We start from the raw sequence: 25,580 nt of genomic DNA, 5'->3' as shown, positions 1-25,580 counted from the left end.
AGATAGACAGAGGGCTCGCGCCCGACGGATGGAGACAGCCAGGATGAGCAAGGCCCCGAGCAAGGCCCCGCACAAGGCCCCGCACAAGGCCCCCGGCCAGGCCGCGGAGGCGGTCGTCCCGCACGTCGCCGACAGCCACGGTCTGATCCGCGTGCACGGCGCGCGCGAGAACAACCTCAAGGACGTCAGCGTCGAGATCCCCAAGCGCCGGCTCACCGTGTTCACCGGCGTCTCCGGGTCGGGCAAGAGCTCGCTCGTGTTCGACACGATCGCCGCTGACTCGCAGCGGCTGATCAACGAGACGTACAGCGCCTTCGTCCAGGGCTTCATGCCGACGCTGGCGCGCCCCGAGGTCGACGTGCTCGACGGACTGACCACCGCGATCATCGTCGACCAGCAGCGCATGGGCTCGGACCCCCGCTCCACCGTCGGCACCGCCACCGACGCCAACGCGATGCTGCGCATCCTCTTCAGCAGACTCGGCACGCCGCACATCGGCTCGCCGGGCGCCTTCGCCTTCAACGTCCCCTCCGTCCGCGCGAGCGGGGCGATCACCGTCGAACGCGGCAACAAGAAGACGGTGAAGGCGACCTTCAGCCGCACCGGCGGCATGTGCCCGCGCTGCGAGGGCCGGGGCAGCGTCTCCGACATCGACCTCACCCAGCTCTACGACGACTCCAAGTCGCTCGCCGACGGCGCGTTCACCATCCCCGGCTGGAAGTCCGACAGCTTCTGGACCGTACGGGTCTACGCCGAGTCGGGGCTCCTCGACCCGAACAAGCCGATCGCCGAGTTCACCAAGAAGGAGATGCAGGACTTCCTGTACCGGGAGCCGGTCAAGGTGAAGGTCGAGGGGGTGAACCTCACCTACGAAGGACTGATCCCCAAGATCCAGAAGTCCTTCCTGTCCAAGGACCGCGAGTCGATGCAGCCGCACATCCGCGAGTTCGTCGACCGTGCGGTCACCTTCGCGACCTGCCCCGAGTGCGAGGGCACCCGGCTCAGCGAGGCCGCCCGGTCCTCGCGGATCGGCGGGACCAGCATCGCCGACGCCTGCGCGATGCAGATCAGCGACCTGGCGCAGTGGGTGCGCGGCCTCGAGGACGCCTCGGTGGCGCCCCTCCTCGAAAAGCTGCGGCAGAGCCTCGACTCGTTCGTGGAGATCGGGCTGGGCTACCTCTCGCTCGACCGGGCCTCGGGCACGCTCTCGGGCGGCGAGGCCCAGCGCGTCAAGATGGTCCGCCACCTCGGCTCCTCGCTCACGGACGTCACCTACGTCTTCGACGAGCCCACCACGGGCCTGCACCCCCATGACATCCAACGGATGAACGACCTGCTGCTGCGGCTGCGCGACAAGGGCAACACGGTGCTCGTCGTCGAGCACAAGCCCCAGACGATCGCGATCGCCGACCACGTCGTCGACCTCGGCCCCGGCGCCGGCCAGGCGGGCGGCACCGTCTGCTTCGAGGGCTCCGTGGCGGGGCTGCGCTCCTCCGGCACCGTCACCGGCCGCCACTTCGACGACCGGGCCGCCCTCAAGGAGACGGTGCGCAAGCCCACCGGAGCGCTGGAGGTCCGCGGGGCGACGGCGCACAACCTCCGCGAGGTTGACGTGGACGTCCCGCTCGGGGTGCTCACCGTGGTCACCGGCGTCGCCGGATCCGGGAAGAGCTCGCTCGTGCACGGTTCGCTGGTCGGCGCGCCGGGGGTCGCGGGCGAGGGCGTGGTGTCGATCGACCAGACCCCGATCCGCGGTTCCCGGCGGAGCAACCCGGCGACGTACACCGGACTCCTCGAGCCGATCCGCAAGGCCTTCGCCAAGGCCAACGGGGTGAAGCCGGCGCTGTTCAGCGCCAACTCCGAGGGCGCCTGCCCCCAGTGCAACGGCGCAGGTGTCGTCTACACCGACCTGGCGATGATGGCCGGAGTGGCCAGTACCTGCGAGGAGTGCGAGGGCAAGCGGTTCGAGGCCTCGGTCCTGGACCTCCACCTCGGCGGCCGCGACATCAGCGAGGTGCTCGCGATGTCGGTGACCGAGGCCGAGGAGTTCTTCGGCTCCGGCGAGGCGCGCATCCCGGCCGCGCACGCCATCCTGAGCCGGCTCGCGGACGTCGGGCTCGGCTACGTCAGCCTCGGGCAGCCGCTCACCACCCTGTCCGGCGGCGAGCGGCAGCGGCTCAAGCTGGCCTCCCGCATGTCGGAGAAGGGCGGGGAGGGGCTCGTCTACGTCCTCGACGAGCCGACCACCGGCCTTCACCTCGCCGACGTGGAGCAGCTGCTGGGCCTGCTCGACCGGCTCGTGGACTCCGGCCGGTCGGTCATCGTCGTCGAGCACCACCCGGCGGTCATGGCGCACGCCGACTGGATCATCGACCTCGGCCCCGGTGCCGGGCACGACGGCGGCCGCATCGTCTTCGAGGGCACCCCGGCCGACCTCGTCGCCGCCCGCTCGACCCTCACGGGCGAGCACCTCGCGGAGTACGTCGGCGCCTGAGGCGGGGCCCGGGGCCGGGGGGCGGGGCGGCCGCCGGGCCGCACGCCGGCCCCGGCCGCCGGGGCAGGCCGCCGGGGCAGGCCGCGCGGGCGCTCCGGCCCGGACGGCGTTCCCCCGGGCCCTCAGGCCGCCCGGCGGGCCAGGACCAGGCGCCAGCGCGGCGCGCCGTCCGGGCGGTGGCCGAAGTGAGAGAGGGGGACGGTCTCGACGGTGAAGCCGGCCGCGCGCAGGTCGGTGCGGACGCCGCCCAGGGGGAAGGTCCGGTAGTACATGACGAACGGCGGCCGCCACACGGCGTTGCGCACCCGCATCGCGGCGTCGAAGCCGGCCACCGCCCACCACGCCGGGTGGCTCGGCGGGATCGGAGCGCCGATGGGGAAGGCGAAGACGCCGCCCGGCCGCAGGGACGCGTGGACCCCGGAGAAGACGGCGGGGCGCTCGGCCGGGAGGAAGTGGCCGAAGGCGCCGAAGCTGACCGCCAGGTCGTAGGAGTTCCCGAGCGCGGCCGGGAGCGCCCGCGCGTCGGCGCGCAGGAAGTCGACCCGGCGCGGGCCGGTCTCCCCGCCCGTCTCCCCGCCCGTCGCCCCGCCGACGCGGTCGGCGCCGGGGGCGTCGCCCGCCGCGTGGGCCCGCTCCGCCTGCGCCAGCATTCCCGCGCTGAGGTCCACCCCGGTCACCCGGCCCCGGCACAGCCGCCGCAGCATGCCGATCCCGGCGCCCGTCCCGCAGCACACGTCCAGCCCGGCGCCGAAGGAGCCTTCGCGGTCCGCGAGGGTCTCCTCGACCGCGTCGAGCATCCGGTCGGGGGTGCGGAAGGGGGTCTGGTCGAACGTGGGGGCCAGCAGGTCGTAGCCCCGCTCGACGGAGGACAGGGCCTGTACGGCCAGTTCGCGGAGGGTCGGGCCCTGGGAGGTGAACACACCGTCAGCCTAATCCTGGCGCACTCGGCGAGCAGGGCCACGCGGTCACCGACGGCGCGGGCCGCTACGGCGTCGGCCCGCGCGAGAGCCGCACGGGCCGCAGGGCCCGCCGGTCTCGGCAGCCGGTCCCGGACAGGGGTGTGCGGCGGGGGGGGGGGGGGGCGCCCCCCCCCCCCGCCCCCCGGGGGCCCCCCCCCCGCCGGCGCGCGCCCCCGCGCCGCCCCGTGCGCCCGCGGGCCGGGGGGCCCCGGGGGGCGGGGCGGGGGGGCGGGGGGGGGGGTGGGGGGGGGGGGGGGGGCCCCCCCCGGGCCCCCGCCCCCCCCCCGTTCCCCCGTGTACCCCGTCGGTCCCCCGTGACCTCCGGTCCCCCGTGGCAGTACGTGCCGTACGACCCGGTCCCCCGTGTCCCCCCGTGGTCCACGACCCGGGCCGTACGCGTCCTGATGGACCTACAGACCCGGACCCGACGCGTGGTTGTCCAGCGTCACGATGTCCTCGCCAGAGGCGTGATTGTCGAGAGGTTTGATCTCGGCACCCGAGGCGTGGTTGTCGAGCGGCTTGATTTCGACGCCCGAGGCGTGGTTGTCGAGCGGCTTGATGTCACCGTCGGTCGGCAGGATGTTCTCGTTCGTCGTCATCGGATCTCCTGATGGATGGGTCGGGCCCGTTCGGCGATTCCCCCGTGGACCGCCGAACGGGTGGTCCTCCAGCCGACTCGGGTGCCCCCCCGGTACCTCGAGTCGGTGAACACCATCCTGTCGGGAGGCGATAAACGAACGATGAACGCCTCATTCAGCGCGGGCGGCGGAGCCCGGCGCCCGGACCCGGGGCCCGGGGAACGCGCCGCCCGGCACGCGCCTCAGGCGGCGATCTCGGCCGCCAGCAGCGCCCGCACCTCGGTCAGCTCCGGCGACTTGAGCTGGGTGAACACGACCTCCGCGTCCCGCCAGCACACCCGCGCCCGGTCCCGCTGCCCCAGCTGCCGCAGCGCCCGGCCGAGCACTGTCAGCACCGTCGCGCGGCGCCACTCGCCGCCGATGCCCCGGAGCGCGATGGCCTGTTCGGCGTGCGAGGCGGCCAGCGTGGGCCGGCGTGCGGCCAGGTGGACCTTGGCCAGCCGGAAGTGCGTGACGCCCTCCCACAGCGGCTGGCGGTTCTCGTGGAACAGCGTGAGCGCCTCGCTGAGCTGCGCGTGCGCCTCGGAGAGCCGGTCGGCCTGGGTGAGGGCGATGCCGAGCGCGTAGCGGCCGTTGGCCAGCCGCAGCGTGAGCCCCATCCGGTCGTAGATGGCGATGCCCTGCCGGGCGAGGTCGATGGCGCTGCTCAGCCGCCCCAGCTCCACGTGGATGCGGGAGAGGTTGCACAGGGCGCTGGCCTCGCCGACGTAGTTGGCGTCGGCCCGGAAGTTGGCGATGGCCTCCAGCAGGTACCGCTCGCCGTCGCTGTAGCGGCCCTCGTAGAGGGCGATGATCCCGCGGTCGTTGGGCGCCCAGCAGCTGGGCAGCGGGTCCCCGGCGGTGCGGGCGAGCAGCGTGGCCTGACGGGCCTCGTCGTCCGCCTCGGCGAACCGGCCCGCGACCAGGTGGGTGTTGGTGAGCGTGGTGCGGGCGCGGCCCTCCGCGTACGGGTCCTTCGCGCCCTGCGCGGCGTCGCGCAGCGCGGTGGCGGCCGATTCGTACTGCTTGGAGTTGGCACCCGACTCGGCGAGGTCCTTGGCGGCCCACAGCAGGTCGACGGCCCGGCGCAGGACGTCCGTCCCGGCGCCCGTCCCGGCGCCCGTCCCTGCGGCCGCCGGTCCATCGGCCCGCTGCCCGGCCGGGTGCGCGGCGGCCTGCCGGACGCACGCGAGCAGCGGATCGGCCTCGGCGTACAGCCAGTCCTGGGCGGAGCGCGGCTCGGTGAAGACCAGCCCGGGGTAGCGGGTGGCGGACAGGTGGGCGACGAGGCGGTCGCCCGGCCGCTCCAGCCCGTACACCCCGGCGGCGGTGGCCAGGTAGAAGTCGAGCAGCCGGTCCAGGGCCGCGTCGCGTCCGCTCGGCGGCTGCTCGTCGCGCTCGGCGCATGCACGCGCGTAGAGGCGTACGAGGTCGTGGAAGCGGTAGCGGCCGGGCGCGGCCGATTCCAGGAGGGAACAGTCGACGAGGGCCTCGAGGAGGTCCTCGGTGGCGTGCTCCGGGCGGTCCAGTACGGCGGCCGCGGCGGCGAGGGAGATGTCCGGGCCGTCGGGGAGGCCGAGCAGGCGGAACGCGCGCTGCTGGGCGGGTTCCAGCTGGCCGTAGCCGAGCTCGAAGGTGGCCTTGACGGCGAGGTCGCCGGCCTGGAGCTCGTCGAGGCGGCGGCGCTCGTCGGCGAGCTTGGCGGCGAGGACGGACACCGTCCAGGTGCGGCGCGCGGCGAGGCGGGAGGCGGCGATGCGGATGGCCAGCGGCAGGAACCCGCAGGCGCCGACCACGTCGAGCGCGGCCTGCCGTTCGGCGCGTACGCGTTCCTCGCCCACGATCCGGGTGAACAGCTGCAGGGCCTCCTCGGGGCTCATCACGTCGAGGTCGACGAGATGGGCCCCCGCGAGGCCCGCCATGCGGACCCGGCTGGTGACGAGGGCGGCGCAGCCGGCGGTGCCGGGCAGCAGCGGCCGGACCTGCGCGGCGTCGCGGGCGTTGTCGAGGAGGACGAGGACGCGGCGGCCGTCGAGGGTGGAGCGGTAGAGCGCGGCCCGTTCGGCGGGGGAGTCGGGGATCGAGGCGTCCGGGGTCCCGAGGGCGCGCAGGAAGGAGCCGAGGACGGCCTCGGGCTCGGCGGGGCGGGCCTCGGTGCCCTGGAGGTCGACGTAGAGCTGCCCGTCGGGGAAGTGCGGGCGCGCGGCGTGCGCGACGTGCACGGCGAGGGTGGTCTTGCCGACGCCGCCTATGCCGGCGAGCGCGGAGACGGCCATGACCTGGCCCTCGACGCCGGCGAGGATCTCGCCGAGTTCGTTCACGAAGCTGGCGCGGCCGGTGAAGTCGGGGACGGTGGCGGGCAATTGTGCGGGCCTCACGTGGACGGGCGCGGCGGCCGGTGCGGGGTCTTCGGCGCGGGCGAGTTCGGCGTCGGCGCGCAGGATGCGCTGCTGGAGGTCGGAGAGTTCGGGGCAGGGGTCGACGCCGAGTTCGTCGGCGAGGAGCCGGCGGGTGTCGGCGTACACGGCGAGGGCCTCGGCCTGCCGGCCGCTGCGGTACAGGGCGAGCATCAGCAGCTCGCGCAGCCGTTCCCGCAGGGGGTGCGCGGCGGTGAGGGCGGTGAGTTCGGAGACGGCCTCGGCGTGGTGGCCGAGCTCGAGGTCGAGGTCGAGGCGGGTCTCCAGCAGCTGGAGGCGCCACTCGGCGAGCCGGGTGCGTTCGGTTTCGGCGTGCGGTCCCGGTACGCCGGCCAGCGGTTCGCCGTCCCACAGGTTCAGGGCGCGGGCCAGCAGCGTACGGGCGAGCGCGCGGTCCCCCTTCTCGTTCCGCGCGGCCTCGGCGTCGGCGGCCACGGCGCGGGCGATGCCGAGGTCGAGGGCCTCGGGGTGGGGCAGGCGGATCGCGTAGCCGCCGGCGTCGCTGACGAGGAGGCCGGGGTCGAGGATCTTGCGCAGGCGGGAGGCGTACGTACGGATGGTCGCGAGCGCCTGCTGCGGGGGGTCCTCGCCCCAGATGGCGTCGATGAGTTCGGGCGCGGTGGCGGTGCGGCCGTCGCGGAGCAGGAGCACGGCGAGCAGGGCGCGCTGCTGCGGGGTCCCGGAGGGCAGCGGATCGGGCCCGCGCCAGGCGCGGAGGGGGCCGAGGACGGCGAAGCGGTTGCGGGCGGCGGCGTCGGCGTGGGCATCGGCGGCGCCGCGGGCCGGGTCGGCGTGGGCATCAGCGGTGCCGCTTCCGGCCGTTGTGGCTCTCGCGGTGGCGGTGTCGACTCCGGTGTCGGCTCCGGGTACGCCTGCGGTCACGACTCCGGTTACCGCGGCGGCGTCACCGGTCTCGGGGTGGTTCCGCTGGTGCGGGATGGCCGGTATGCCGTCCATCTGGTGTCCCCCCTGCCTTCCTTAGGTGTAAGGGTCAGTCTGCCCTGTGTTGCGCGTACACGTCAGCCCGTAGCGGTGCCAGTCCCGGCGGATCCGGAACCCTTACCCGTCCAACTAGCTGACGGTTCGTCAGATTGACGCTACCGTGAAGGCATGGAGACCTTCCCGAAGATCATCTCGGTGGACGACCACACGGTTGAGCCCCCTCACGTCTGGCGGGACCGGCTCCCGTCCAAGTACCACGACATCGGCCCCCGCATCGTCCGCGCGCCCTTGAAGGAAATGACCTTCCTCGGAGGGAAGTTCGCCCCCGTCATGGGGACCAAGGGCGACGACGGACCCATAGGCGACTGGTGGGTGTACGAGGACCTGCACCGACCCCTCACCCGGCTCGACACGGCCGTCGGATACGACCGCGACGAGATCAAGCTCGAAGTCATCACGTACGAGCAGATGCGCCCGGGCTCCTTCTCGGTTCCCGACCGCCTCGCGGACATGGACGTCAACCACGTCCAGTCCGCCCTCTGCTTCCCGACCTTCCCGCGCTTCTGCGGGCAGACCTTCACCGAGGCCAAGGACCGCGAGCTCGGCCTGCTCGGCGTGCGCGCGTACAACGACTGGATGGTGGAGGAGTGGTGCGGCCCGGCCGCCCACGGCCGCCTCATCCCGCTCACCCTCGTCCCGCTCTGGGACGCCCGCCTCGCCGCCGCCGAGGTCCGCCGCAACGCGGCGCGCGGGGTCCGGGCGGTCGCCTTCTCGGAGATCCCGCCCCACCTGGGACTCCCCTCCATCCACACGGACGACTGGGATCCCTTCCTGGAGGCGTGCGACGAGACCGGCACGGTCATCGCCATGCACATCGGCTCCTCCTCGCGCATGCCGTCCACCTCGGCGGACGCCCCGCCGGCCGTCGGCTCCACCATCACCTTCGCCAACTGCTGCTTCTCGATGGTCGACTGGCTGATGAGCGGCAAGTTCGAGCGCTTCCCGAACCTCAAGATCATGTACGCGGAGGGCCAGATCGGCTGGATCCCGTACATCCTGGAACGCGCGAACGTGGTCTGGGAGGAGAACCGCGGCTGGGGCGGCGTCGCCGACAAGGTGCTGCGCCCGCCGTCGGAGCTCTTCGCCGAGCACGTCTTCGGCTGCTTCTTCGACGACGCCTTCGGCCTGAAGAACCTGGACTCGATCGGCGTCGCGAACGTCCTCTACGAGACCGACTACCCCCACTCGGACTCCACCTGGCCCAAGTCCCGCGAGGTCGGCGAGTCCCAGATGGGCCACTTGGCGCCGGACGTGGTCGACCGCATCGTGCGCGGCAACGCGATCGACCTCCTCGGCCTCACCCCGGAAGGCCTCTGGCCGGGGGCGTAGCCCGCGGCGGCGCGCACCGGGTCCGGACCGGACCCGGTGCGGACCCGCCCGCGCGGAGGGCCTGCCGCGTGCGCTCGCGACGGCGGCGGACGCGCGTCACGGACGCTCGGGTGCCGGGCACGACCAGACCTCTGCCGAGGTGACGTGGACGCCCTGCGCGCCGTGGACGGTCCCGCGCTCGACGGCGCCCGCGGCGAGCGGGGCCCCGCAGGAGACGCACGCCCGCCCGAGGGCCTGGTCGTGGGTGAGCCGGGAGACCGAGGCGGGCAGGGGCGCCAGGTGGCAGGCCACGGCCGGTGCGGCGATCACCTGCCCGATCCGCTCTCGACGTGCCGCGAACACTTCACGATCGGCCATCTCACGCTGAAACCCGCGACGAGCGCCTCGCCCGCCGGGATCAGCCCCTCTCCGACGGCACCGCAATCCCAACAGGCCTGTCCATGCAGGCGCTCCACGCTCACGTCCGCGACGTCGGCTACGACCGGATCGGCCATGGGCCCCTCCCCTCTGCTCGTTCCGTGCGGGCAGACCGATGATGGGCGGCGGAATGGGCCGCAACGGATACACGGTGTAGCCCTCGAGCGGTCGGTACACCCGCAAGAGGTGCGCCGCACACCCTCCGGGGGGTGCGCCGCGCTCACCGGGCCGTACGGCTAGACCGCGCCGATCCACTGCGCGAACGAGCTCAGCGACCCGGTGTCGGCGCGCTTGAGCCGACGGATCGTCTCGATGTCCTCCCGGGCCCACGGGTGTTCGCGGACGTGCTGCGGTGCCAGACGGCGGGCGGCCTTCAGCGACTCGAACGCGGCGTCCGGCCGGCCGGCCCACAGCTGGGCGCGGCCGATCTCGACGTGGAAACCGCTCCGGCGTTCGGCGGGGATCTCGTCCCCCGGCGTCCAGCTCCCCGCCATTTCCAGCGCCCGGCCGATGTGGTCGCCGCCGAGGCTGACGGCCACCGCCACCTGGTGGATGCGCACGCTGGACGGGCCGAAGGCCGTACCGAGGTAGATGCCCTCCTCCAGGTGCCCGGCGAACCGTCCGGCCTCGCGCAGGTGGGCGTGCGCCGCGTCCGCCGCACCGGCGCGGGCGGCCACCACGGCCGTCCGCATGTGCAGCGCCCCCCGGAGTGCGGCCGCCTGAGCGGTAGCCGGGCAGGGCCCGGTGTCCAGCGCCCGCTCCAGGGTGATCTGCCCCGCCAGGTGGGCGCGGGCCGCGAAGAACGTCTCCGCGTGGACGTACGCGGCGACCGCGCCGATGTCGGGATCCTCGGTCCGCACGGCCGCCCATCGCATCACGTCGATCAGGCGCGCGGACAGGTCGTGCGCGCCGACCTTGTAGGCCACCGCGTCGGCCGCGCGGGCCGCCGCCACCACCAGACGGGCCGCGGACGCCCGATGGGCACCCGACGCGGCGTGCAGATGCGCCAGTGACTCCGTCAGCAGGCCCGGCGCCTCGCCGGCGATCCGCCCGTACTGGGCGGCCAGCCGCCACCCGGTCGCCTCGGCGACGGCGGACTCGAGCTCGGGGCGCGGGCGCGCGGGCGGGGCGAGCGGGACGTCGTACCCCGCGATCGCGGCCGAGATCGAGGGCAGCGCCGTGTGGACCTTGCGACGCGTGCCCGTGTACGAACGGTCCAGCCTCGAGGGGTCCACGCCGAGCGCCGACGCGAGGGCTTCGAGAAGGGCCGCGGACGGGGTGCGGACGCCACGCTCGATCGACTTCACCATGGCGAGGGAGACATGGGACTCGCGTGCGAGGTCGGCTTGGGTCAGGTGTCGGACACGGCGCCGCGCTGCGATGCGCTGCCCGATGTGATCGGCCATGCACGCACCGTACTGGTCCGCGGACCGGATGGCGCCCGCTATGCCCCGGCGGCGACCAGCCCGGCCAGTTCCGCCAATGAGTCGATCGAGTAGTCCGCGGCCCGCCGCGCGCGCACCGCGTCGGCCCACCAGAACCCCCAGGGGCCGCGCCGCAGATGGGCGGTCAGCAGGCCGGCCGCGCGCGCCGGGACCAGGTCATGGGTCGGATGGTCGCCGACGTACAGGGTCTGTGCCGCGGGGGCGCCCGACACCTCCAGCACCTTGTGGAAGAAGGCGGGTTCGGGCTTGGCCACGCCCCACTCCCCGGACGTCACGACCAGGTCCGCCGGCAGGCCGAGCGCGCGCAGCATCGTGCCGGCCTTCGGGCTCTGGTTTCCCGCGACGACGACGCGGACCCCGGCCGCCCGGAGGGCGGAGAGGGCGGGGCGGACGTCCTCGTACAGGTCCGTCTCGTCGAGCTGCTCGCCGCGGCCCGCCGCCTCGCGGGCCGCGTACTCGGCCTGGACGTCGATGCCCGGACGGAGCAGCCGGAGCGCGTCGGAGTTGTCGCGGCCGTCGATGACGACCGCGCCGACGAGCGCGGACAGCGTGTGCCGGGGCACGCCGAGCCAGTCGGCCCAGCACCCCCAGTAGCGGTCATCGCGGGTCAGGGTCTCGCCTACGTCCAGGACGACGGTGCGGATCATCCGCTCAGCCTACGACCCTCGGACGCCCGCCCCCGGACGCCCACCCCTGGGCAACGGCCCGCTCGGCCTGCGGGGCCGGAGTGGCCGGCGTGGCCGGCGTGGCCGTGAGGAGGGGGCGGACGTGGGTCAGGAGGAGGTCCAGGAAGCGGTCCGGGCGGCGGAAGGAGGCGAAGTGGCCGCAGTCCTCGATCAGCGCGAAGTGCTTGAACGGGGCCTCGACCTCGTCGAAGAACGCGCGGGCGGCAGCCGGCGGGGTGAGGACGTCGTGTGCGCCCTGGAAGACGAAGAAGGGCACCTCGAAGCGCGTGCCGTCGGCCCGGTCGTCGAACCCGGCCGTCCCGGCGGTGATCCGCTCGGAGAAGGACTGCCCCTGGAAGTAGTCCCGCAGATCGCGCAGCGAGTGCAGGGGGGACAGCCACATCGAGCCCAGCACCACCTTCTTGAGGGTGTCGAGCGTCAACGGGTCGCTCTGCGCCGTGAGTTTGGCGTACGTCGCCCGCTGCCGCGGCGACCACCCGTACGGGTCCGGTCCGATCTCCCGTACCCGCGCGAGCTGTCGGTGCTTCCCGGCGGCGCGCAGCCGCTCCAGCAGCGCGTCGTGGGCGCCGGTGTCGCGGCCGCCGGTGTGGATGTTCTGGTCGGTGCCGACGTACGCGGAGTAGAGCTCGGGGTGCGCGCGGGCCAGCCGCAGTCCGAAGGCGCTGCCGTAGGAGTTCGCGAGGAGCACCACCCGGTCCGCGCCCAACAGGCGCCGGGCGTAGCGGGTGACCTCCAGGGCGTCCTCCTGGAGCCGCTCGAACGTGGCTTCGCCCTGGCCCTCCGGCCCGCCCCGGCCGAAGGTCTTGCCGGCGCCGCGCATGTCCCAGCGGACGAGGGTGAAGTGGCGCTCCCAGGCGCGGGTGCGCGCCGTGTAGACGGAGTTGGCGGCGCCGGGGCCGCCGTGGACCTCGACGACGACGGGGTTGGCCCGGTCCTCTCCGCGGACCGAGATCCACTGGTCGATGCCGCCGATGCGGACGAAGCCGCGCTCGTCGATGCCCCGGGGGGAGTCGATCCGCAGGGCGTCGGCGGCCCGTGCGCGGCGCAGTGCGCGGTGGACGAGGAGGCCGGCGGCGGGGGTGGCGAGGGCGGCGGTGGTGAGGGTCGCGAGGGCGGCGATCATTGTGTCCTCCGTAAACTGTTTCCAGTGGATACGGATGAGTGTGGGGCGGGGGCCGTTCGCTGTCAACTGGTCGGGAGGGGGCGGCTGATGAGGTCGGCCGGGATGCGTCTTGCGACAGGCGTGGTCCGCAAGGCATGCTTCGCCAGAGCAAAGTGGGGAGGGGTGTCTGTGGTGGACAAGCGGACCGTGGTGACCGGGGTGTTGTGCGCGGTGGCGGCGCTGGCCGCGTCCGCCGTGATGACGAAGGTGGTGCCGGTCGACGACGGCAAGGCCTCCGCGCACGCGCAGGCGGCGCCTCCGACGACGTCCTCCACCGCCCGTCCATCGCAGTCGCAATCGCCGAAACAGCCTCAGTTGTCGACCGGTTCGACCAGCCCGGGCCCCGGGCCGTCGGCCTCGGCCCCCAAGGCCGGCGGGCCGGCGGCGTTCGCCGGAGCCCTGTTCGAAGGCGATGTGACCGGGGATCACTTCTGCACGGCCACGGTCGTGCACAGCCCCGGGCGCAACCTGATCGTCACCGCGGGCCACTGTCTGCTCGCGGGCCAGGCCGGCGAAGGCGGGGCGATCTTCGCACCCGCGTACGCGGACGGGCGGGCCCCGTACGGCACCTGGAAGATCGAGGAGGTCTTCGAGGACGCCCACTGGTCCGACGACACGGACGATGACTACGACCTCGCCTTCGCCCGCCTCGCCCCCGACGCCTCGGGCCGCACCATCGAGGACGTCACCGGCGCGGCCGTCCTGGACACCACGGGCCGCACGGGCGAGGAGGTGACGGTGACCGGCTATCCGGCGGACCGCAAGGTCCCGCGCACCTGCACGTCGCGCGCGATCCGGTCCACGCCGACGGAACAGCGCTTCGACTGCGCGGACTTCCCGGGCGGCACGAGCGGCAGCGCGTGGATCGCCGCCGACGGAAAGATCATCGGAATCCTGACGGGCGGGGACACGGACGACGTCTCGACGAGCACGATCCTCAACGGCTACGCCGCGGCGCTGTACGCGCGGGCGACGGCCGGGGCGGGCGGGGCCGGAGCGGGCACGGCGGCCGGGGCCGCGGCCGCGGGGTGAGCCAGTACTACGACGTCGGCGACGAGACCGTCTGGAACCCCTCGAACGGCGCCGCCCGGCTCTTCCACGCCCAACTGGGCGTCTTCGAAGCCGAGCTCGGCGTCCCCTCGGGCATCGGTCCGCTGGAGAACGACGCGTGCCGGATCGACCCGGCGGCCCTCGGCGTCTTCAACGAGGCCCTCCTCTCCCGCCACGGGAGCACCGGCCACGCGGTCATCATCGCCCTCTCGCAGGGCTTCGTCGCCACCGTGCTGGTACTGGCGGAGCGTGCGGGCGCGTGCGTATCGCAGTCGCAGTCGCCGGCGTCGGCGGCCGGGTCGGCGGAGGGGGGCCGGGACGTGCGGCTCGGGCCCCGGGCCGCCGGTCCCGCGGCGTCGCTCCCGCCCCCCGCCGCGTCCTCCTCCCCGGCCCCCGGCTCCTACGAGGCCGCGCGCCTGGCACGGGTGCGGTCCGCCGCGCGGGAGCTGTCCGGGGCGATGCCCCGCTGAGCGGGGCGGCGGACCGGGACACCGGCGAACCGGCCGTCCGCACGGGACTCAGGCGATGAGCCCCAAGTGCACCGGCTCGGACGGGGCTTCGCCGAGCAGCTCGGCGAGCCGCGGCGGCCACAGCGGCTCGCCGAGGGTGGCGAGGTTCTGCGGCGACAGCCAGCGCCAGTGGGCCTCGGGGTACTCGGGGACGGGGTCGCGGTGCGGGCCCGTCGTGAGATAGATGTGCTCGTGCTGGCGCACGGGAGTGCCCTGGTACGTGAAGTCGTGCTCCCAGGTGCAGAGCAGCCGCTGCGGCTCCAGGTCGGTCCACCCGGTCTCTTCCCGCAGCTCCCGCCGCACGCACTCCTCGGGCGTCTCCCCGGGATCGATCCCGCCGCCCGGCGGCAGCCAGTGGATGCCGACCTCGATGTTGTTCTCGCGGAACAGAAACACCGATCCGGCGGGGTTGACTACGACAATCCTTGCAGCCTGCCGTGGAGTTCGCATCAGATCAGCGTACGACGGGGCCGCGGGGGACGGCAGGGGTTTGACGGGCGCCCGGTGCGCGGTGGTCCGGGGGTGGCGCCCGGACGGTGTGCGCCGCTCGGCCCCGGTGCCGTGACTGGTGGACCTTCCCGGCCCCGGCGCGGGACCGGGCGGCGCACCCGGGCCGTTCCTACGGGACGTACGCCTGCCCGGAGGCGCAGGTCCAGATCACCGGCTGGGACCGCTGCTGCGCGTCCAGGGCGGTGCCGCCGACCCGGTCGTCGTCCGTCACGGCGAACGCGGCGGTGTAGCCGGCCGGGTCGAGGCCGGGCAGGACGCGCATCGGGCCGCGGCCGGTCCAGTACTGCGCCCTGATGCCCGGGTCGGGCTCGGGCGGCGGGACCGGGTCGCGGTACTCGGCCACACCGACCATCACGCCGGTGTTCGGGCTGACGGCTTCGAAGGTGCCGGTCGAGGCGCCGGCCGCCAGGGGCGCGTCCACGGGCGTGCGGCCCGGCCCCTTCCAGACGGTTCCCGTCGGGCCCGGCTTCTCCGGGTCGACGTGGTAGCCGACGAGCCTGCCGGAATCGTCGACCGCCCGGACGGCGTAGACGTCTCCCGGGCGGTCGGAGGATTGCAGTACGGCGGGAGTCCCGGCCGGACCGGCGGACCAGGAGCCGCCCCGGCGGAGCCAGGGCGGCCCGCCGACGGGGCTCTGCGGCACCAGGACGTTGCCGGCGACCTGCCCGGAGCTGTTGATGCCGGCCAGCCAGGCCAATCGGGTCCCGGCGAGCAGGGGCAGTTCCCGGCGGACCCCGGCGGCGTTCCACCGCAAGGGGATCTCCTGCTCCCGGGCCGCGTCCCGGGCGCTGCCGACGATCACGCCCCGGTCGTTGACGCCGTTCGCGGCCTCCCCGCCGGGCAGCAGGGTGACGGCGGGGTCGCCCGCCCGGTAGCTGAAGGCCCGGGGGCCCTCGGGGGTGCTCAGCGTGCCGACCATGAGGCCGGACCGGTTGACGGCCGCGACCCGGCCGGAGACGGTGCCCGGAGGCATCGGTACGGCGAACACCTTGGTCCCGATCCAGTACACGGGACGGGTCGAGTTGACGCCCACGGCCAGCCGCGCCGGTCCGGGCGCGATGGCGCTGACCTCGGTGCGGCGCACCCAGGGGCTCGGGTGCGGATCGTCCGTTCCGGGCAGGGTCTCCAGCGCCTGGACGGACGGGGTGCAGTGCGCGGCGGATCCCCCCGGAGCCGCGTGCGCGGGTGTGGCCGTCGCGAGTGCGGCGAGGAGGCTCCCCGCCGCCGCGAGGCCCGTGCGCGTCGTTCTCGTTGCCATGGATCCCCCAAGACCGGCTACGAATGAAGTCGAGCGGGGCCATCCTCGCCGCGCCGGTACGAGGAGGAACAGGTGCGTTCCGGACACGAGGACGTTCGTCCGGAACGCTCCTGTTCATCTCCGTCCGCATGCGGTCGTCACCCCCTGCCCCGCCCGTAGCGCCGGCGTCGGTGACGGGCCGCCGCGTGGACCGCCGGGTGGGGGCCGCCACCTGACGGTCGTGCGGGAGCTCACGCCGCCGACCGTCAGGGGCGACCGGACGCTCCTGGGCCATCCGGTGCGGAACCTGCCGGCCCATGCCGTACGTCACAGTCGCACGGGCGGACGCCTGGAGGTGGAGACCTCCTCCGACGGGGTGCTGACGGTGTGCAACACCGGACCGGTGATCGCGCCGCAGGACGTGCCGGGGCTGCTGGAGCCCTTCCGGCGCAGGGCGGAGCGGCAGCACACGGCGGGCGAGGGGGCCGGGTTGGGGCTCTCGACCGTCGCGTCGATCGCGCGGGCGCACGGCGCCGAACCGACGGCGCGGGCCGATCCGGGCCCCGGGGGCGGGCTGACGGTCCGGGTCCGGTTCCCGGCGGCGTCCACGGTGGAGGAAACGCCCGGCCGTTTGACCGGTCAACCAAACCGAAGATCGGCTGTGTACGGTCGGGACAATGAGCAAGCACGCCCGAGCCGGCTCCCGTCCGTCCCGTCCGTCCCGTTCGTCCTCCCGGGGGAGCGGCCCGTTCCGTGAGAGCGGCCAGCCCCTGGAGAGCCGTCCCTCCGGGGGCGGCGGGCGCCGCCGGGGTGCCCGGCGCTCCCGCGCCGCCGGAGAGCGCGCGCTGCGCACCCCGCGCCCGCTCGCGGCCGTGGCCGCCCTCGGCCTCCTCGGCTTCGGCGCGGGCTGGGTGTACATCGTGCACGAGCCCCCGGCCAACGCCGCCCCGCGGGCCGCCGACGCCCGCCCGCCGGCCGGCGCGCGCGCCGCGCGCGGCACGGAGCGCGACGGTCTGCAGGGCCTGCCCGAGGTCAGCGAGCAGACCCGCGCGAAGATCCCCGCGGACGCCCTCCAGCTCGTCCTCGTGACCGGGAAGGCGGCGGACTCCTCGGAGTCCACGGCGGCCCTGTACACGCGCCCGGCGACCGGGGCCGACTGGGCCAAGAGCGCGAGCTGGCCCGCGCGGAACGGGGCGAAGGGCTGGTCCACGGAGCGCACGTACGGGGACCTGACCTCCCCCGAGGGAGTGTTCGCGCTCACCGACGCGGGCGGGCTGCTGCCGAAGCCGCCGGGCACGAAGTTCCCGTACGACCAGGACCGCTCCTTCGTGGCGACGGGACTCGGGGTGGAGGGCGAGTCCCTGCGGGGCTCCTTCGACTACGTCGTCGCCATCGACTTCAACCGCAAGCCGGGGGTGAGCCCGCTCGACCCGACGAAGCCGGAGGGCGAGACCAAGGGCGGCAACATCTGGCTCCACGTGGACCACGACGGTCCCTCGCAGGGCTGCGTGGGCATCCCGAAGGACGCGATGAAGAAGGTCCTGGAGACCCTCGACCCGGCGGCGAAGCCGGTCATCGTGATGGGCCCGAAGGGCTTCTGAGCGCGGAGCCGGCGCCGGGGCGGGCCCAGAGGCCGCCCGCCGCTCCCGCGCGGACGCCGCGCCCGTCCGACGCCGGGTCCGACGCCGGGTCCGACGCCGCGGGGTCCACCGCCAGCAGGGCGACGTACGCGAGGTCGAAGACCGCGCACAGCAGCCCCAGCCCGAGGACGAACGGCGCGTCCTCGAGGACCCCGAAGAGGAAGGTCGGCGCGAGGGTGCCGATCCATTTGGCGACGGCGATGACGAGCGACTGCCCGTGCCGGCCGCGCCGGCTCGCGTAGAGGGCGATGAAGAGCCCCGACATCAGCAGGTTCTGCAGGAAGGCCGAGGAGCGGGACGCGTCGTGCGCGCCGAAGTGGGCGAGGAACAGCCACTGCACGGCGAAGGCCGTCACGAAGACGAGCGCGCTCCACAGGGCGAACAGCGGCCGGGTCACGAAGCCGGGCAACCCGGCCCGCCCGTAGCGCAGGTACGTGTACACGATGACGATGTCGGCGACGGCCCAGACCACGTTGACGACGCCCTGGGCCGAGACTCCGGTACGGAACTCGTTGACGGCGTACGTCGCTTCCCACGCGAAGTTCAGCGCGAGGGCCGCCACGGGCATCGCGTACGTCCGGTCCCGCAGCCCCACCCGGATCGCCTCGACGTACACGACGGTCCACGCCACCCCGCTGACCAGGGTCAGAAACAGATCCACGCGCGCACCCTAGCGGCCGCCCGGCAGCGGCACATAGACCTCGGGCCCGACGTTCCCGCGACTCCTGCCGTCAGACCCCGGCGATCCGGACCCGCTTCCCGCAGAACACGGACAGGTCCTCGGGGTCGGAGGTCAGCAGGGTGACGGGTCCGGGCTGGTCAAGGGCGGTTGCCGCCACGATGGCGTCCAGCGCGTACTTGTGCCCGTGCAGCCCCGCGGCAGCGAGAAGCCTGCTCGCGTGCCGGGCGATGGCCTCGCTCGGGGGGACGATGTTCACGCGGGAGACCGCGTGGTCGAATCGGGCCTGGTTCACCCGGGGGTCGCGCGCCTCGACGAGGGTGACCGAGCTGACGACCACCCGGATGTCCTCGGCTTCCGCGGCCGTGAGCCATTCCAGCAGGCCGGGATCCTGCCGCACGAGCAGGGAGAGACCTTCGCAGTCGAGGACCAGGGCACCGCTCACGCGGCGTCCGATGAAGCCGCCGCGCCGCCGCGCAAGATCGCTCGCTTCGTCTCGACCGCCGCCGGGTCGGCCTGCCCGTTGACGGACTCGGAGTCCTCGATCAGCTCGCGGAGCCGGTCGCGTTCGAGCTGGCGCTGTACGAGCGCTTCGATGTACGCGGACATGCCGCGCTTGCCGGTGCGCGCTTTGAGTGCCGCGATCGTCCCCTCGTGGAGCGAGACGGACACGGGCCGGGTCGGGCCTTCGCCGGGTGCGGGCTGGTCTGCCATGAGCCCATCGTAACAAAACTCCTGTTATTTGACTCACCTCCCGCCCGGTCCCGCCCCGCGGCCTCCGCATCCCGTCCAGCCCCTTGCCTGACGGACCGTCAGCTACGACGATGGCCCCGACCGTCGGTATGACGAATCGGCAGACGAGGACGAGGCGGGTACGGCCCATGGCGCGCGTGTTTCCGGAAGGTCGGCTGGTCTACGGGATGCAGCTCCCGATCCAGTCGCAGAGCACCATCTACGCCGAGCCCTGGGAGGCGGGGGCCGGCGCGGCCGATCTGGCCGCGGTCGCGCGGGCGGCCGACCGGGCCGGCTTCGGCTACCTCGCCACCTGCGACCATGTGGCCATCCCCCGGCGCATGGCCGGCCCCATGAGCACCGTCTGGTACGACCCGGTGGCCACCCTGTCCTTCCTGGCCGGGATCACCGAGAACGTGCGGCTGCTGAGCCACGTCGCGATCCTGGGCCTGCGCCATCCGCTGCTCAGCGCCAAGCAGTACGCGACCGTCGACCACCTCTCCGGGGGCCGGCTGATCCTCGGCGTCGGCGCCGGGCACGTGCAGGAGGAGTTCGAGGCCCTCGGCGTCGACTTCGCGCGCCGCGGGGCCGTGCTCGACGAGACCCTCGACGCCCTGCGCGCGGCCCTCGGGCCAGAGGAGTACCCGGAGTTCGAGGGCGAGCTGTTCTCCTTCAAGGACCTCGGGCAACTGCCCCGGCCCGCCCAGGAACGCATCCCCGTCTGGGTCGGCGGCTCCTCGCCCGCCGCCGTCCGCCGGGCCGCCGTGCGCGGCGACGGCTGGCTGCCGCAGGGCGACCCGCGCGACAAGCTCCCGGCGCAGATCGCCCGGATCAAGGAGCTCCGCGCGCAGGCCGGGGTCGCCGGCCCCATCGAGTTCGGCGCGATCACCGAGGCGCTCTACGTCGGCGAGCCCGGCTGGGACACCGGCCGCCGCACCCTCACCGGCAAGGCGGAGCAGCTCGCGGAGTCCCTGCGCGCGTACGGGGCGCTCGGCATCGACCAGATCCAGGTCCGCTTCCGCAACCGGGACCGGGCCGAACTCATCGACCAGATCACGGCTTTCGGGTCCGAAGTGGGCCCCCTACTCAACGACTGACCACGGAGGGGCGAACACATGGGCAAGCCAGGCAAGCTGGACGGGCGCGTCGTCATCATCACCGGTGCGGCGCGCGGGCAGGGCGAGCAGGAGGCCCGCCTCTTCGCCGCCGAGGGCGCCAAGGTGCTCCTCGGCGACGTGCTGGACGAGCAGGGAACGGCGGTCGCCAAGGACATCGGCGAGGACCGGGCCCGGTACGTGCGGATGGACGTGAGCCGGGAGGAGGACTGGGCGGCCGCCGTCGCCGCGGCCAAGGAGGCCTTCGGCCCGGTCGACGGGCTGGTCAACAACGCGGGCATCCTGCGCTTCAACGAGCTGACCACGACCCCGCTGGAGGAGTTCCAGCAGGTGATCCAGGTCAACCAGGTCGGCGCCTTCCTCGGCATCAAGGCGCTGGCCCCCGAGATCGAGGCGGCCGGCGGCGGCACGATCGTCAACACCTCCTCGTACACCGGCCTGACGGGCATGGCGTACGTGGGCGCGTACGCGGCGACCAAGGCGGCGATCCTCGGCCTGACCCGGGTGGCGGCGCTGGAGCTGGCGGCGAAGAACATCCGGGTCAACGCGATGTGCCCGGGGGCCGTGGACACCCCCATGGCCAACCCGGGGCTGCTGGACCCGGACAACATGACCGACGAGGCCCGCGACGCCATGGCGGAGCTCTACAAGCGCGTGGTGCCGATGGGGCGGGTGGGCCGGCCCGACGAGATCGCGAAGCTCGCGCTGTTCCTGACCGGCGAGGACTCCTCGTACATCACCGGCCAGCCGTTCGTGATCGACGGCGGCTGGATGGCGGGCGTCAGCATCCTCTGAGCGGCCGCCGCCCTGCGAGCAGTGCTCCAGCTCATCTGATGGAGCGTCAGGTATTGACGCTCCCGCCCCCGCGATGGAACAGTCGTGACATCGAATCTGACGCAACGTCAGAAACAGAAGGACGGTGAATCCCCTTGGAATTCGGGCTCTTTGTGCAGGGATACGTGCCTGAGGCGCGGTCCAAGGTCGACCCCGAGGCAGAGCACAAGGCGCTGATCGAGGAGACCGAGTACGTCATTCAGGCGGACAAGTCCAACTTCAAGTACGCCTGGGCCTCCGAGCACCACTTCCTGGAGGAGTACTCGCACCTTTCGGCGAACGAGGTGTTCCTCGGGTACCTCGCCCACGCCACCGAGCGCATCCACCTCGGCTCCGGCATCTTCAACCCTCTCGCCCCGGTCAACCACCCGGTCAAGGTGGCCGAGAAGGTCGCCATGCTCGACCACCTCTCCAAGGGGCGCTTCGAGTTCGGCACCGGCCGCGGCGCCGGCAGCCACGAGATCCTCGGCTTCCTTCCCGGCATCGAGGACATGAACGGCACCAAGGAGATCTGGGAAGAGACCATCGCCGAGTTCCCCAAGATGTTCCTCCAGGAGGAGTACGAGGGGTTCCAGGGCAAGCACTGGTCGCTCCCGCCGCGGAAGATCTTCCCCAAGCCGTACGGCAAGGCCCACCCGGCCATGTGGTACGCCGCCGGCTCCCCCTCCTCGTACGCCATGGCCGCCAAGAAGGGCCTCGGAGTCCTCGGCTTCAGCGTCCAGAAGGTCTCCGACATGGCCTGGGTGCTCGAGCAGTACAAGACCGCGATCCAGGAGGCGAAGGCCATCGGCGCCTTCGTCAACGACAACGTCATGGTCACCTCGACCGCGATCTGCGCCGAGACCCACGACAAGGCCGTCGAGATCGCCGTCAACGCCAACATGAACCGCTTCCAGTCGCTGGTCTTCCGCTACCACGACACCTTCCCGCGGCCCGAGGCCATCCCGGAGTGGCCGGAGACGCTGCCCGAGTACAACGCGGAGATCATCGAGCTCCTGATCGCCGAGGAACTCCTGATCTGCGGCGACCCCTCCGAGGTCCGCGCGCAGTGCAAGCGCTGGGAGGAAGCCGGCGCCGACCAGCTCTCCTTCGGCCTGCCGACCGGAGTGTCCTACGAGGACACGATGACCAGCATCAAGCTCATCGGCGAGCACGTGATCCCGCACATCGACACGGACCCGGTGCACCGCACCACCCGCTTCCGCCAGGCCGTCTGACCCGGCGGGGGAACGGGGGCGGCGTCTTCCCGGACCGCCGCCCCGAACCGGCCCCGGCCGGAGTCATGCCGTGGCTGCGGCCGGCCCGGCGGGCTCCGGCCGGGGCACGCGGGGGCCCGGAGCCCCCGCACCCCGCGGGCGGAGCCCCGGGACACGGCGCGCACCGCGCACACCGGCAGAAGGGACGTCATGCTCGACCACCTGATCAAGGGCGCCACCGTCGTGGACGGCACCGGCGCCCCCGCCCGCGTCGCGGATGTCGGCCTGCGCGACGGCCGGATCGTCGCCATCGGCGCACCGGGGACGGTCACCGAACCGGCCACCACCAGCGAGGACGCGACGGGCCTCGTCCTCACCCCCGGGTTCATCGACCCGCACACGCACTACGACGCCCAGCTGTTCTGGGACCCGTACGCCACCCCCTCCATGAACCACGGAGTGACCACCGTCGCGGGCGGCAACTGCGGATTCACCCTGGCCCCCCTCAACCCGGCCCGCCCCGACGACGCCGACTACACCCGCCGCATGATGAGCAAGGTCGAGGGCATGGCCCTCAAGGCCCTCGAGGAAGGCGTCGACTGGACCTGGTCCACCTTCGGCGAGTACCTCGACGCGCTCGACGGCCGCATCGCCGTCAACGCCGGCTTCATGGTCGGCCACTGCGCGCTGCGCCGGCACGTGATGGGCGAGGACGCCGTCGGCGGACAGCCCACCCCCGAACAGATGGAGGCGATGCTCGACCTGTTCCACGACGCCATGAACGCCGGCGCCTGGGGCCTGTCGACCACCCAGTCCTCCACCCACTCCGACGGCTCCGGCGCCCCCGTGCCCTCCCGGCACGCCCGGCCCGACGAGCTGCTCGCCCTCTCCCGGGCCGTCTCCGAACACGAGGGCACCCAGCTCGAAGCCATCGTCGCGGGCTGCCTCGACCAGTTCGCCGACGAGGAGATCGACCTCTTCGTCGACATGAGCGCGGCCGCCGGCCGGCCCCTGAACTGGAACGTCCTGACCATCGACGCCTCCGTCCCCGAACGCGTGCCGCGCCAGCTGATCCCGAGCGAGCGCGCCCGCAAGGCGGGCGGCCGGATCGTGGCGCTCACCATGCCGATCCTGACGCCCATGAACATGTCGCTCGGCACGTTCTGCGCGCTCAACCTCATCCCCGGCTGGGGCGAGATCCTCGCCCTGCCCGTCCCCGAGCGGATCGCGAAACTGCGCGAAGCCGACGTACGGGCCGAGATGCTGCGCCGCGCCGACAGCAAGGAGGCCGGCGTCTTCCGGCGCCTCGCCCGCTTCGGGCGCTACGTCATCGGCGACACCTACAGCGAGGCGAACGAGGGCCTGTCCGGCCGCGTCGTCGACGACATCGCCGCCGAGCGCGGCCAGGACGCCTTCCACTGCCTGGTGGAGATCTGCGCCAACGACGACCTGCGCACCGTGCTGTGGCCCATGCCCACCGACAACGACCCGGCGAGCTGGGCGCTGCGCGCCGAGACCTGGCAGCACGAGGACGTCATGCTCGGCGGGTCCGACGCGGGAGCCCACCTGGACCGCATGTGCGGGGCCCCGTACACGACCCGATTCCTCGGGGACTGCCTGCGCGGCCGCAAGCTGGTGCCGCTGGAGCAGGCGGTACGGATGCTCACGGACGATCCGGCCCAGCTGTTCGGGCTGCGCGAGCGCGGCCGGATCACCGAGGGGTTCCACGCGGACCTGGTGCTCTTCGACCCGCAGCGGATCGAGGCCGGACCGGCCACGCTCGTGCACGACCTGCCCGGGGACAGTCCGCGGCTGGACGCGCGGGCGGTCGGCATTGTGTCGGTGCGCGTCAACGGGGTGGAGACCATCCGCGACGACGAGATCACGGGGGCGGTCCCCGGGATCGTGCTCCGGTCGGGCCGGGACACGAGGACGGTGAGCACGCGATGAGTTCCCCGCAGCCCCGGAAGCCGCAGGCCCAGAAGCTCTACATCGGCGGCGAGTGGGTCGAACCGTCCGGCGGCCACTACGAGGTGGTCAACCCGGCCGACGAATCCGTCGTCGGCCTGGCCCCCGAGGCCTCGCGCGCCCAGGTCGAGGACGCGGCGCGCGCCGCGGCCGGGGCCTTCGCCGGCTGGTCCCGTACGAGGCCGGAGGAGCGGGCGGCGATCCTGGACCGGGCCGCCGACATCATCCAGCGGGAGTACGAGCCGTGGGCGGCCCTGGCCCAGGCGGAGACGGGCGCCACGACCGGGACCGCGCGGGGCATGCAGGTCGGCGTGGGCGTGACGCGCTTCCGCCGGTACGCGAAGGGCGCCCTGGAGCCGGTCGAGCGCGGGCTGCCGCCGCAGGTCACCGAGGCGGGCCCGATGGGCGCGGCGAGCGTGCTGGGCGCACTGGAGGTGCGCCAGCCCGTCGGGGTCGTCACCTGCATCACCTCGTACAACAACCCGTGGGCCAACCCGGCGGGCAAGGTGGCCCCGGCGCTGGCCATGGGCAACACGGTGGTCGTCAAGCCGGCCCCGCAGGACCCGTTGTCGGTGTTCCGGATGGCCGAGGCGCTGCACGAGGCCGGCGTCCCGGCGGGCGTGGTGAACGTGGTCTCCGGCACCTCGGTGGAGGTGGGCGAGGCGGCCGTGGACTCCCCGGACGTGGACATGGTGTCCTTCACCGGTTCCACGGGCGTCGGGCAGCGGATCGCCGAGGTCTGCGGCCGCACGATGAAGCGGCAGCTGATGGAGCTGGGCGGCAAGGGCGCGGCGGTCGTCCTCGCGGACGCGGACCTGGACGCGGCGGTGCAGGGGATCGGCACCACCTTCTCCTTCTACTCCGGGCAGATCTGCACGGCTCCGACCCGGGTGATCGTGCACCGGTCGGTGTACGAGCAGCTGGTGGAGAAGCTGACGGGCTACCTGGCCTTCATGAAGGTCGGCGACCCCACCGTGCGGGGCACGGTGGTGGGCCCCGTCATCTCGGCGGCGCACCGGGACCGCGTGGAGTCGTACGTGGAGCTGGGGAAGAAGGAGGGCGCGCGGATCGCCTTCGGCGGTGAGCGCCCGGTGGTCGGTGCCGGCGGCAAGGGCTTCTACGTGGCCCCGACCCTGCTGGTCGACTGCACGAACGACATGCGGGTGGTCCGCGAGGAGATCTTCGGCCCGGTCGTCGTGGTGGTCCCCTTCGACGGAGCCGCCGGGGACGACGACGAGGCGGTGGCGCTGGCCAACGACAGCGACTTCGGGCTGCTGAGCTATGTGTGGTCCCGGGACGCGGCGCGCGCCTTCCGGGTGGCGCGGCGGCTGCGCGCGGGCGGGGTCGGCGTCAACACCATCGGGCGGAACATGGAGGCGCCGTTCGGCGGCTTCAAGCGCTCGGGCGTGGGACGGGACGTGGGCTCGTACGCGCTGCAGGCCTACAGCGAGATCCAGTCGATCGTCTGGACGGGCTGACCGTTCCCGCAGGCCGGGCCGGGGGGCGCCCCCCCCGGCCGGCGCTGGAGGCCGTGGATTATTGGGTGCGGGCGCGCCCCGTCACGAGGCCCCCCGCGCGCAAC

Annotated in this window: 22 protein-coding genes and 1 pseudogene; 11 read left to right on the top strand and 12 right to left on the bottom strand. The window is 73.5% G+C overall.

All coding sequences use genetic code 11. The annotated features are described in order from the left end of the window. The first annotated feature begins 43 nt into the window (after window positions 1–43). The gene (locus ACWF9Z_RS02800; protein ID WP_453596750.1) at window positions 44–2,494 is read left to right on the top strand and encodes an ATP-binding cassette domain-containing protein; all 2,451 of its coding nucleotides are present in this window, start codon (window positions 44–46) and stop codon (window positions 2,492–2,494) included. A gap of 122 nt (window positions 2,495–2,616) precedes the next feature. Here ACWF9Z_RS02800 and ACWF9Z_RS02795 read toward each other — a convergent pair whose 3' ends face one another. The 3 genes from ACWF9Z_RS02795 to ACWF9Z_RS02785 form a co-directional block, all read right to left on the bottom strand. Further along, window positions 2,617–3,414 (bottom strand): class I SAM-dependent methyltransferase, encoded by a 798-nt coding sequence (locus ACWF9Z_RS02795; RefSeq protein WP_453596748.1) that lies wholly within the window; start codon window positions 3,412–3,414, stop codon window positions 2,617–2,619. A 449-nt stretch (window positions 3,415–3,863) separates the two neighbouring features. After that, window positions 3,864–4,052, bottom strand: coding sequence for a hypothetical protein (locus tag ACWF9Z_RS02790; RefSeq protein ID WP_453596746.1), 189 nt, complete (start codon window positions 4,050–4,052; stop codon window positions 3,864–3,866). A gap of 221 nt (window positions 4,053–4,273) precedes the next feature. Beyond that, a complete protein-coding gene (locus ACWF9Z_RS02785; protein ID WP_453596745.1) occupies window positions 4,274–7,444 on the bottom strand; it encodes a BTAD domain-containing putative transcriptional regulator in 3,171 nt (1,056 codons plus the stop codon). A gap of 153 nt (window positions 7,445–7,597) precedes the next feature. On the opposite strand from ACWF9Z_RS02785, the gene ACWF9Z_RS02780 reads away from it, so the two are divergent. After that, window positions 7,598–8,818 carry an amidohydrolase family protein gene (locus ACWF9Z_RS02780; protein ID WP_453596743.1) on the top strand — a complete coding sequence of 407 codons (1,221 nt, stop codon included), beginning with the start codon at window positions 7,598–7,600 and terminating at the stop codon, window positions 8,816–8,818. A 96-nt stretch (window positions 8,819–8,914) separates the two neighbouring features. On the opposite strand, the gene ACWF9Z_RS02775 is transcribed toward ACWF9Z_RS02780, so the two are convergent. The 4 genes from ACWF9Z_RS02775 to ACWF9Z_RS02760 all read right to left on the bottom strand — a co-directional run bounded on the left by ACWF9Z_RS02775 (window position 8,915) and on the right by ACWF9Z_RS02760 (window position 12,489). Further along, entirely contained in the window at window positions 8,915–9,175 is a 261-nt protein-coding gene (locus tag ACWF9Z_RS02775; protein ID WP_453596741.1) for a hypothetical protein, read from the bottom strand. Window positions 9,176–9,471: 296 nt separating this feature from the next. After that, a complete protein-coding gene (locus ACWF9Z_RS02770) occupies window positions 9,472–10,641 on the bottom strand; it encodes a helix-turn-helix transcriptional regulator (protein ID WP_453596739.1) in 1,170 nt (389 codons plus the stop codon). Window positions 10,642–10,679: 38 nt separating this feature from the next. Further along, complete coding sequence (locus tag ACWF9Z_RS02765) at window positions 10,680–11,327, bottom strand: HAD family hydrolase (protein WP_453596737.1); 648 nt, start codon at window positions 11,325–11,327, stop codon at window positions 10,680–10,682. Window positions 11,328–11,331: 4 nt separating this feature from the next. Then, window positions 11,332–12,489, bottom strand: coding sequence for an alpha/beta fold hydrolase (locus ACWF9Z_RS02760; RefSeq protein WP_453596735.1), 1,158 nt, complete (start codon window positions 12,487–12,489; stop codon window positions 11,332–11,334). 171 nt (window positions 12,490–12,660) lie between these two features. On the opposite strand from ACWF9Z_RS02760, the gene ACWF9Z_RS02755 reads away from it, so the two are divergent. Together ACWF9Z_RS02755 and ACWF9Z_RS02750 are read left to right on the top strand one after the other, a co-directional pair. Then, on the top strand, window positions 12,661–13,560 hold the full coding sequence (locus tag ACWF9Z_RS02755) for a trypsin-like serine peptidase (RefSeq protein WP_453596733.1): 900 nt from the start codon (window positions 12,661–12,663) through the stop codon (window positions 13,558–13,560). After that, the gene (locus tag ACWF9Z_RS02750) at window positions 13,557–14,048 is read left to right on the top strand and encodes a DUF6086 family protein (protein ID WP_453596731.1); all 492 of its coding nucleotides are present in this window, start codon (window positions 13,557–13,559) and stop codon (window positions 14,046–14,048) included. Before ACWF9Z_RS02755 ends, ACWF9Z_RS02750 begins: the two co-directional genes overlap by 4 nt. Before the next feature lie 48 nt (window positions 14,049–14,096). On the opposite strand, the gene ACWF9Z_RS02745 is transcribed toward ACWF9Z_RS02750, so the two are convergent. Together ACWF9Z_RS02745 and ACWF9Z_RS02740 are read right to left on the bottom strand one after the other, a co-directional pair. Beyond that, entirely contained in the window at window positions 14,097–14,537 is a 441-nt protein-coding gene (locus ACWF9Z_RS02745; RefSeq protein ID WP_453596729.1) for an NUDIX hydrolase, read from the bottom strand. A 169-nt stretch (window positions 14,538–14,706) separates the two neighbouring features. Next, complete coding sequence (locus ACWF9Z_RS02740; RefSeq protein WP_453596727.1) at window positions 14,707–15,855, bottom strand: hypothetical protein; 1,149 nt, start codon at window positions 15,853–15,855, stop codon at window positions 14,707–14,709. Here ACWF9Z_RS02740 and ACWF9Z_RS02735 point away from each other — a divergent pair. Both ACWF9Z_RS02735 and ACWF9Z_RS02730 read left to right on the top strand, forming a co-directional pair. Further along, window positions 15,854–16,591: a sensor histidine kinase gene (locus ACWF9Z_RS02735; RefSeq protein ID WP_453596725.1), complete on the top strand. Its 738-nt coding sequence runs from the start codon at window positions 15,854–15,856 to the stop codon at window positions 16,589–16,591. The genes ACWF9Z_RS02740 and ACWF9Z_RS02735 overlap by 2 nt on opposite strands. Next, window positions 16,512–17,435, top strand: coding sequence for a L,D-transpeptidase family protein (locus ACWF9Z_RS02730; RefSeq protein ID WP_453596723.1), 924 nt, complete (start codon window positions 16,512–16,514; stop codon window positions 17,433–17,435). The genes ACWF9Z_RS02735 and ACWF9Z_RS02730 overlap by 80 nt, the downstream gene beginning before the upstream one ends. On the opposite strand, the gene ACWF9Z_RS02725 is transcribed toward ACWF9Z_RS02730, so the two are convergent. The 3 genes from ACWF9Z_RS02725 to ACWF9Z_RS02715 all read right to left on the bottom strand — a co-directional run bounded on the left by ACWF9Z_RS02725 (window position 17,407) and on the right by ACWF9Z_RS02715 (window position 18,867). Continuing rightward, the gene (locus ACWF9Z_RS02725; RefSeq protein WP_453596721.1) at window positions 17,407–18,135 is read right to left on the bottom strand and encodes a transmembrane-type terpene cyclase; all 729 of its coding nucleotides are present in this window, start codon (window positions 18,133–18,135) and stop codon (window positions 17,407–17,409) included. The genes ACWF9Z_RS02730 and ACWF9Z_RS02725 overlap by 29 nt on opposite strands. 70 nt (window positions 18,136–18,205) lie before the next feature. Continuing rightward, the gene (locus tag ACWF9Z_RS02720; RefSeq protein ID WP_453596719.1) at window positions 18,206–18,598 is read right to left on the bottom strand and encodes a type II toxin-antitoxin system VapC family toxin; all 393 of its coding nucleotides are present in this window, start codon (window positions 18,596–18,598) and stop codon (window positions 18,206–18,208) included. After that, entirely contained in the window at window positions 18,595–18,867 is a 273-nt protein-coding gene (locus ACWF9Z_RS02715) for a hypothetical protein (protein WP_453596717.1), read from the bottom strand. The genes ACWF9Z_RS02720 and ACWF9Z_RS02715 overlap by 4 nt, the downstream gene beginning before the upstream one ends. 167 nt (window positions 18,868–19,034) lie before the next feature. Between ACWF9Z_RS02715 and ACWF9Z_RS02710 the strand changes: the two genes are divergently transcribed. The 5 genes and pseudogenes from ACWF9Z_RS02710 (at window position 19,035) to ACWF9Z_RS02690 (ending at window position 25,476) form a co-directional block, all read left to right on the top strand. After that, entirely contained in the window at window positions 19,035–19,982 is a 948-nt protein-coding gene (locus ACWF9Z_RS02710; RefSeq protein WP_453596715.1) for an LLM class F420-dependent oxidoreductase, read from the top strand. Window positions 19,983–20,000: 18 nt separating this feature from the next. Next, entirely contained in the window at window positions 20,001–20,795 is a 795-nt protein-coding gene (locus ACWF9Z_RS02705; protein WP_453596713.1) for an SDR family NAD(P)-dependent oxidoreductase, read from the top strand. Window positions 20,796–20,929: 134 nt separating this feature from the next. Further along, window positions 20,930–22,051, top strand: coding sequence for an LLM class flavin-dependent oxidoreductase (locus ACWF9Z_RS02700; RefSeq protein WP_453596711.1), 1,122 nt, complete (start codon window positions 20,930–20,932; stop codon window positions 22,049–22,051). A gap of 159 nt (window positions 22,052–22,210) precedes the next feature. Continuing rightward, window positions 22,211–23,980: pseudogene (locus ACWF9Z_RS02695) on the top strand (N-acyl-D-amino-acid deacylase family protein); the annotation flags it as partial. Further along, on the top strand, window positions 23,977–25,476 hold the full coding sequence (locus tag ACWF9Z_RS02690) for an aldehyde dehydrogenase family protein (protein ID WP_453596709.1): 1,500 nt from the start codon (window positions 23,977–23,979) through the stop codon (window positions 25,474–25,476). The pseudogene ACWF9Z_RS02695 and the gene ACWF9Z_RS02690, both read left to right, overlap by 4 nt. The last annotated feature ends 104 nt before the right edge of the window (window positions 25,477–25,580 follow it).

The organism is Streptomyces sp. NPDC054961, assembly GCF_053609145.1.
This window is presented reverse-complemented; position numbering and strand designations above follow the sequence as displayed.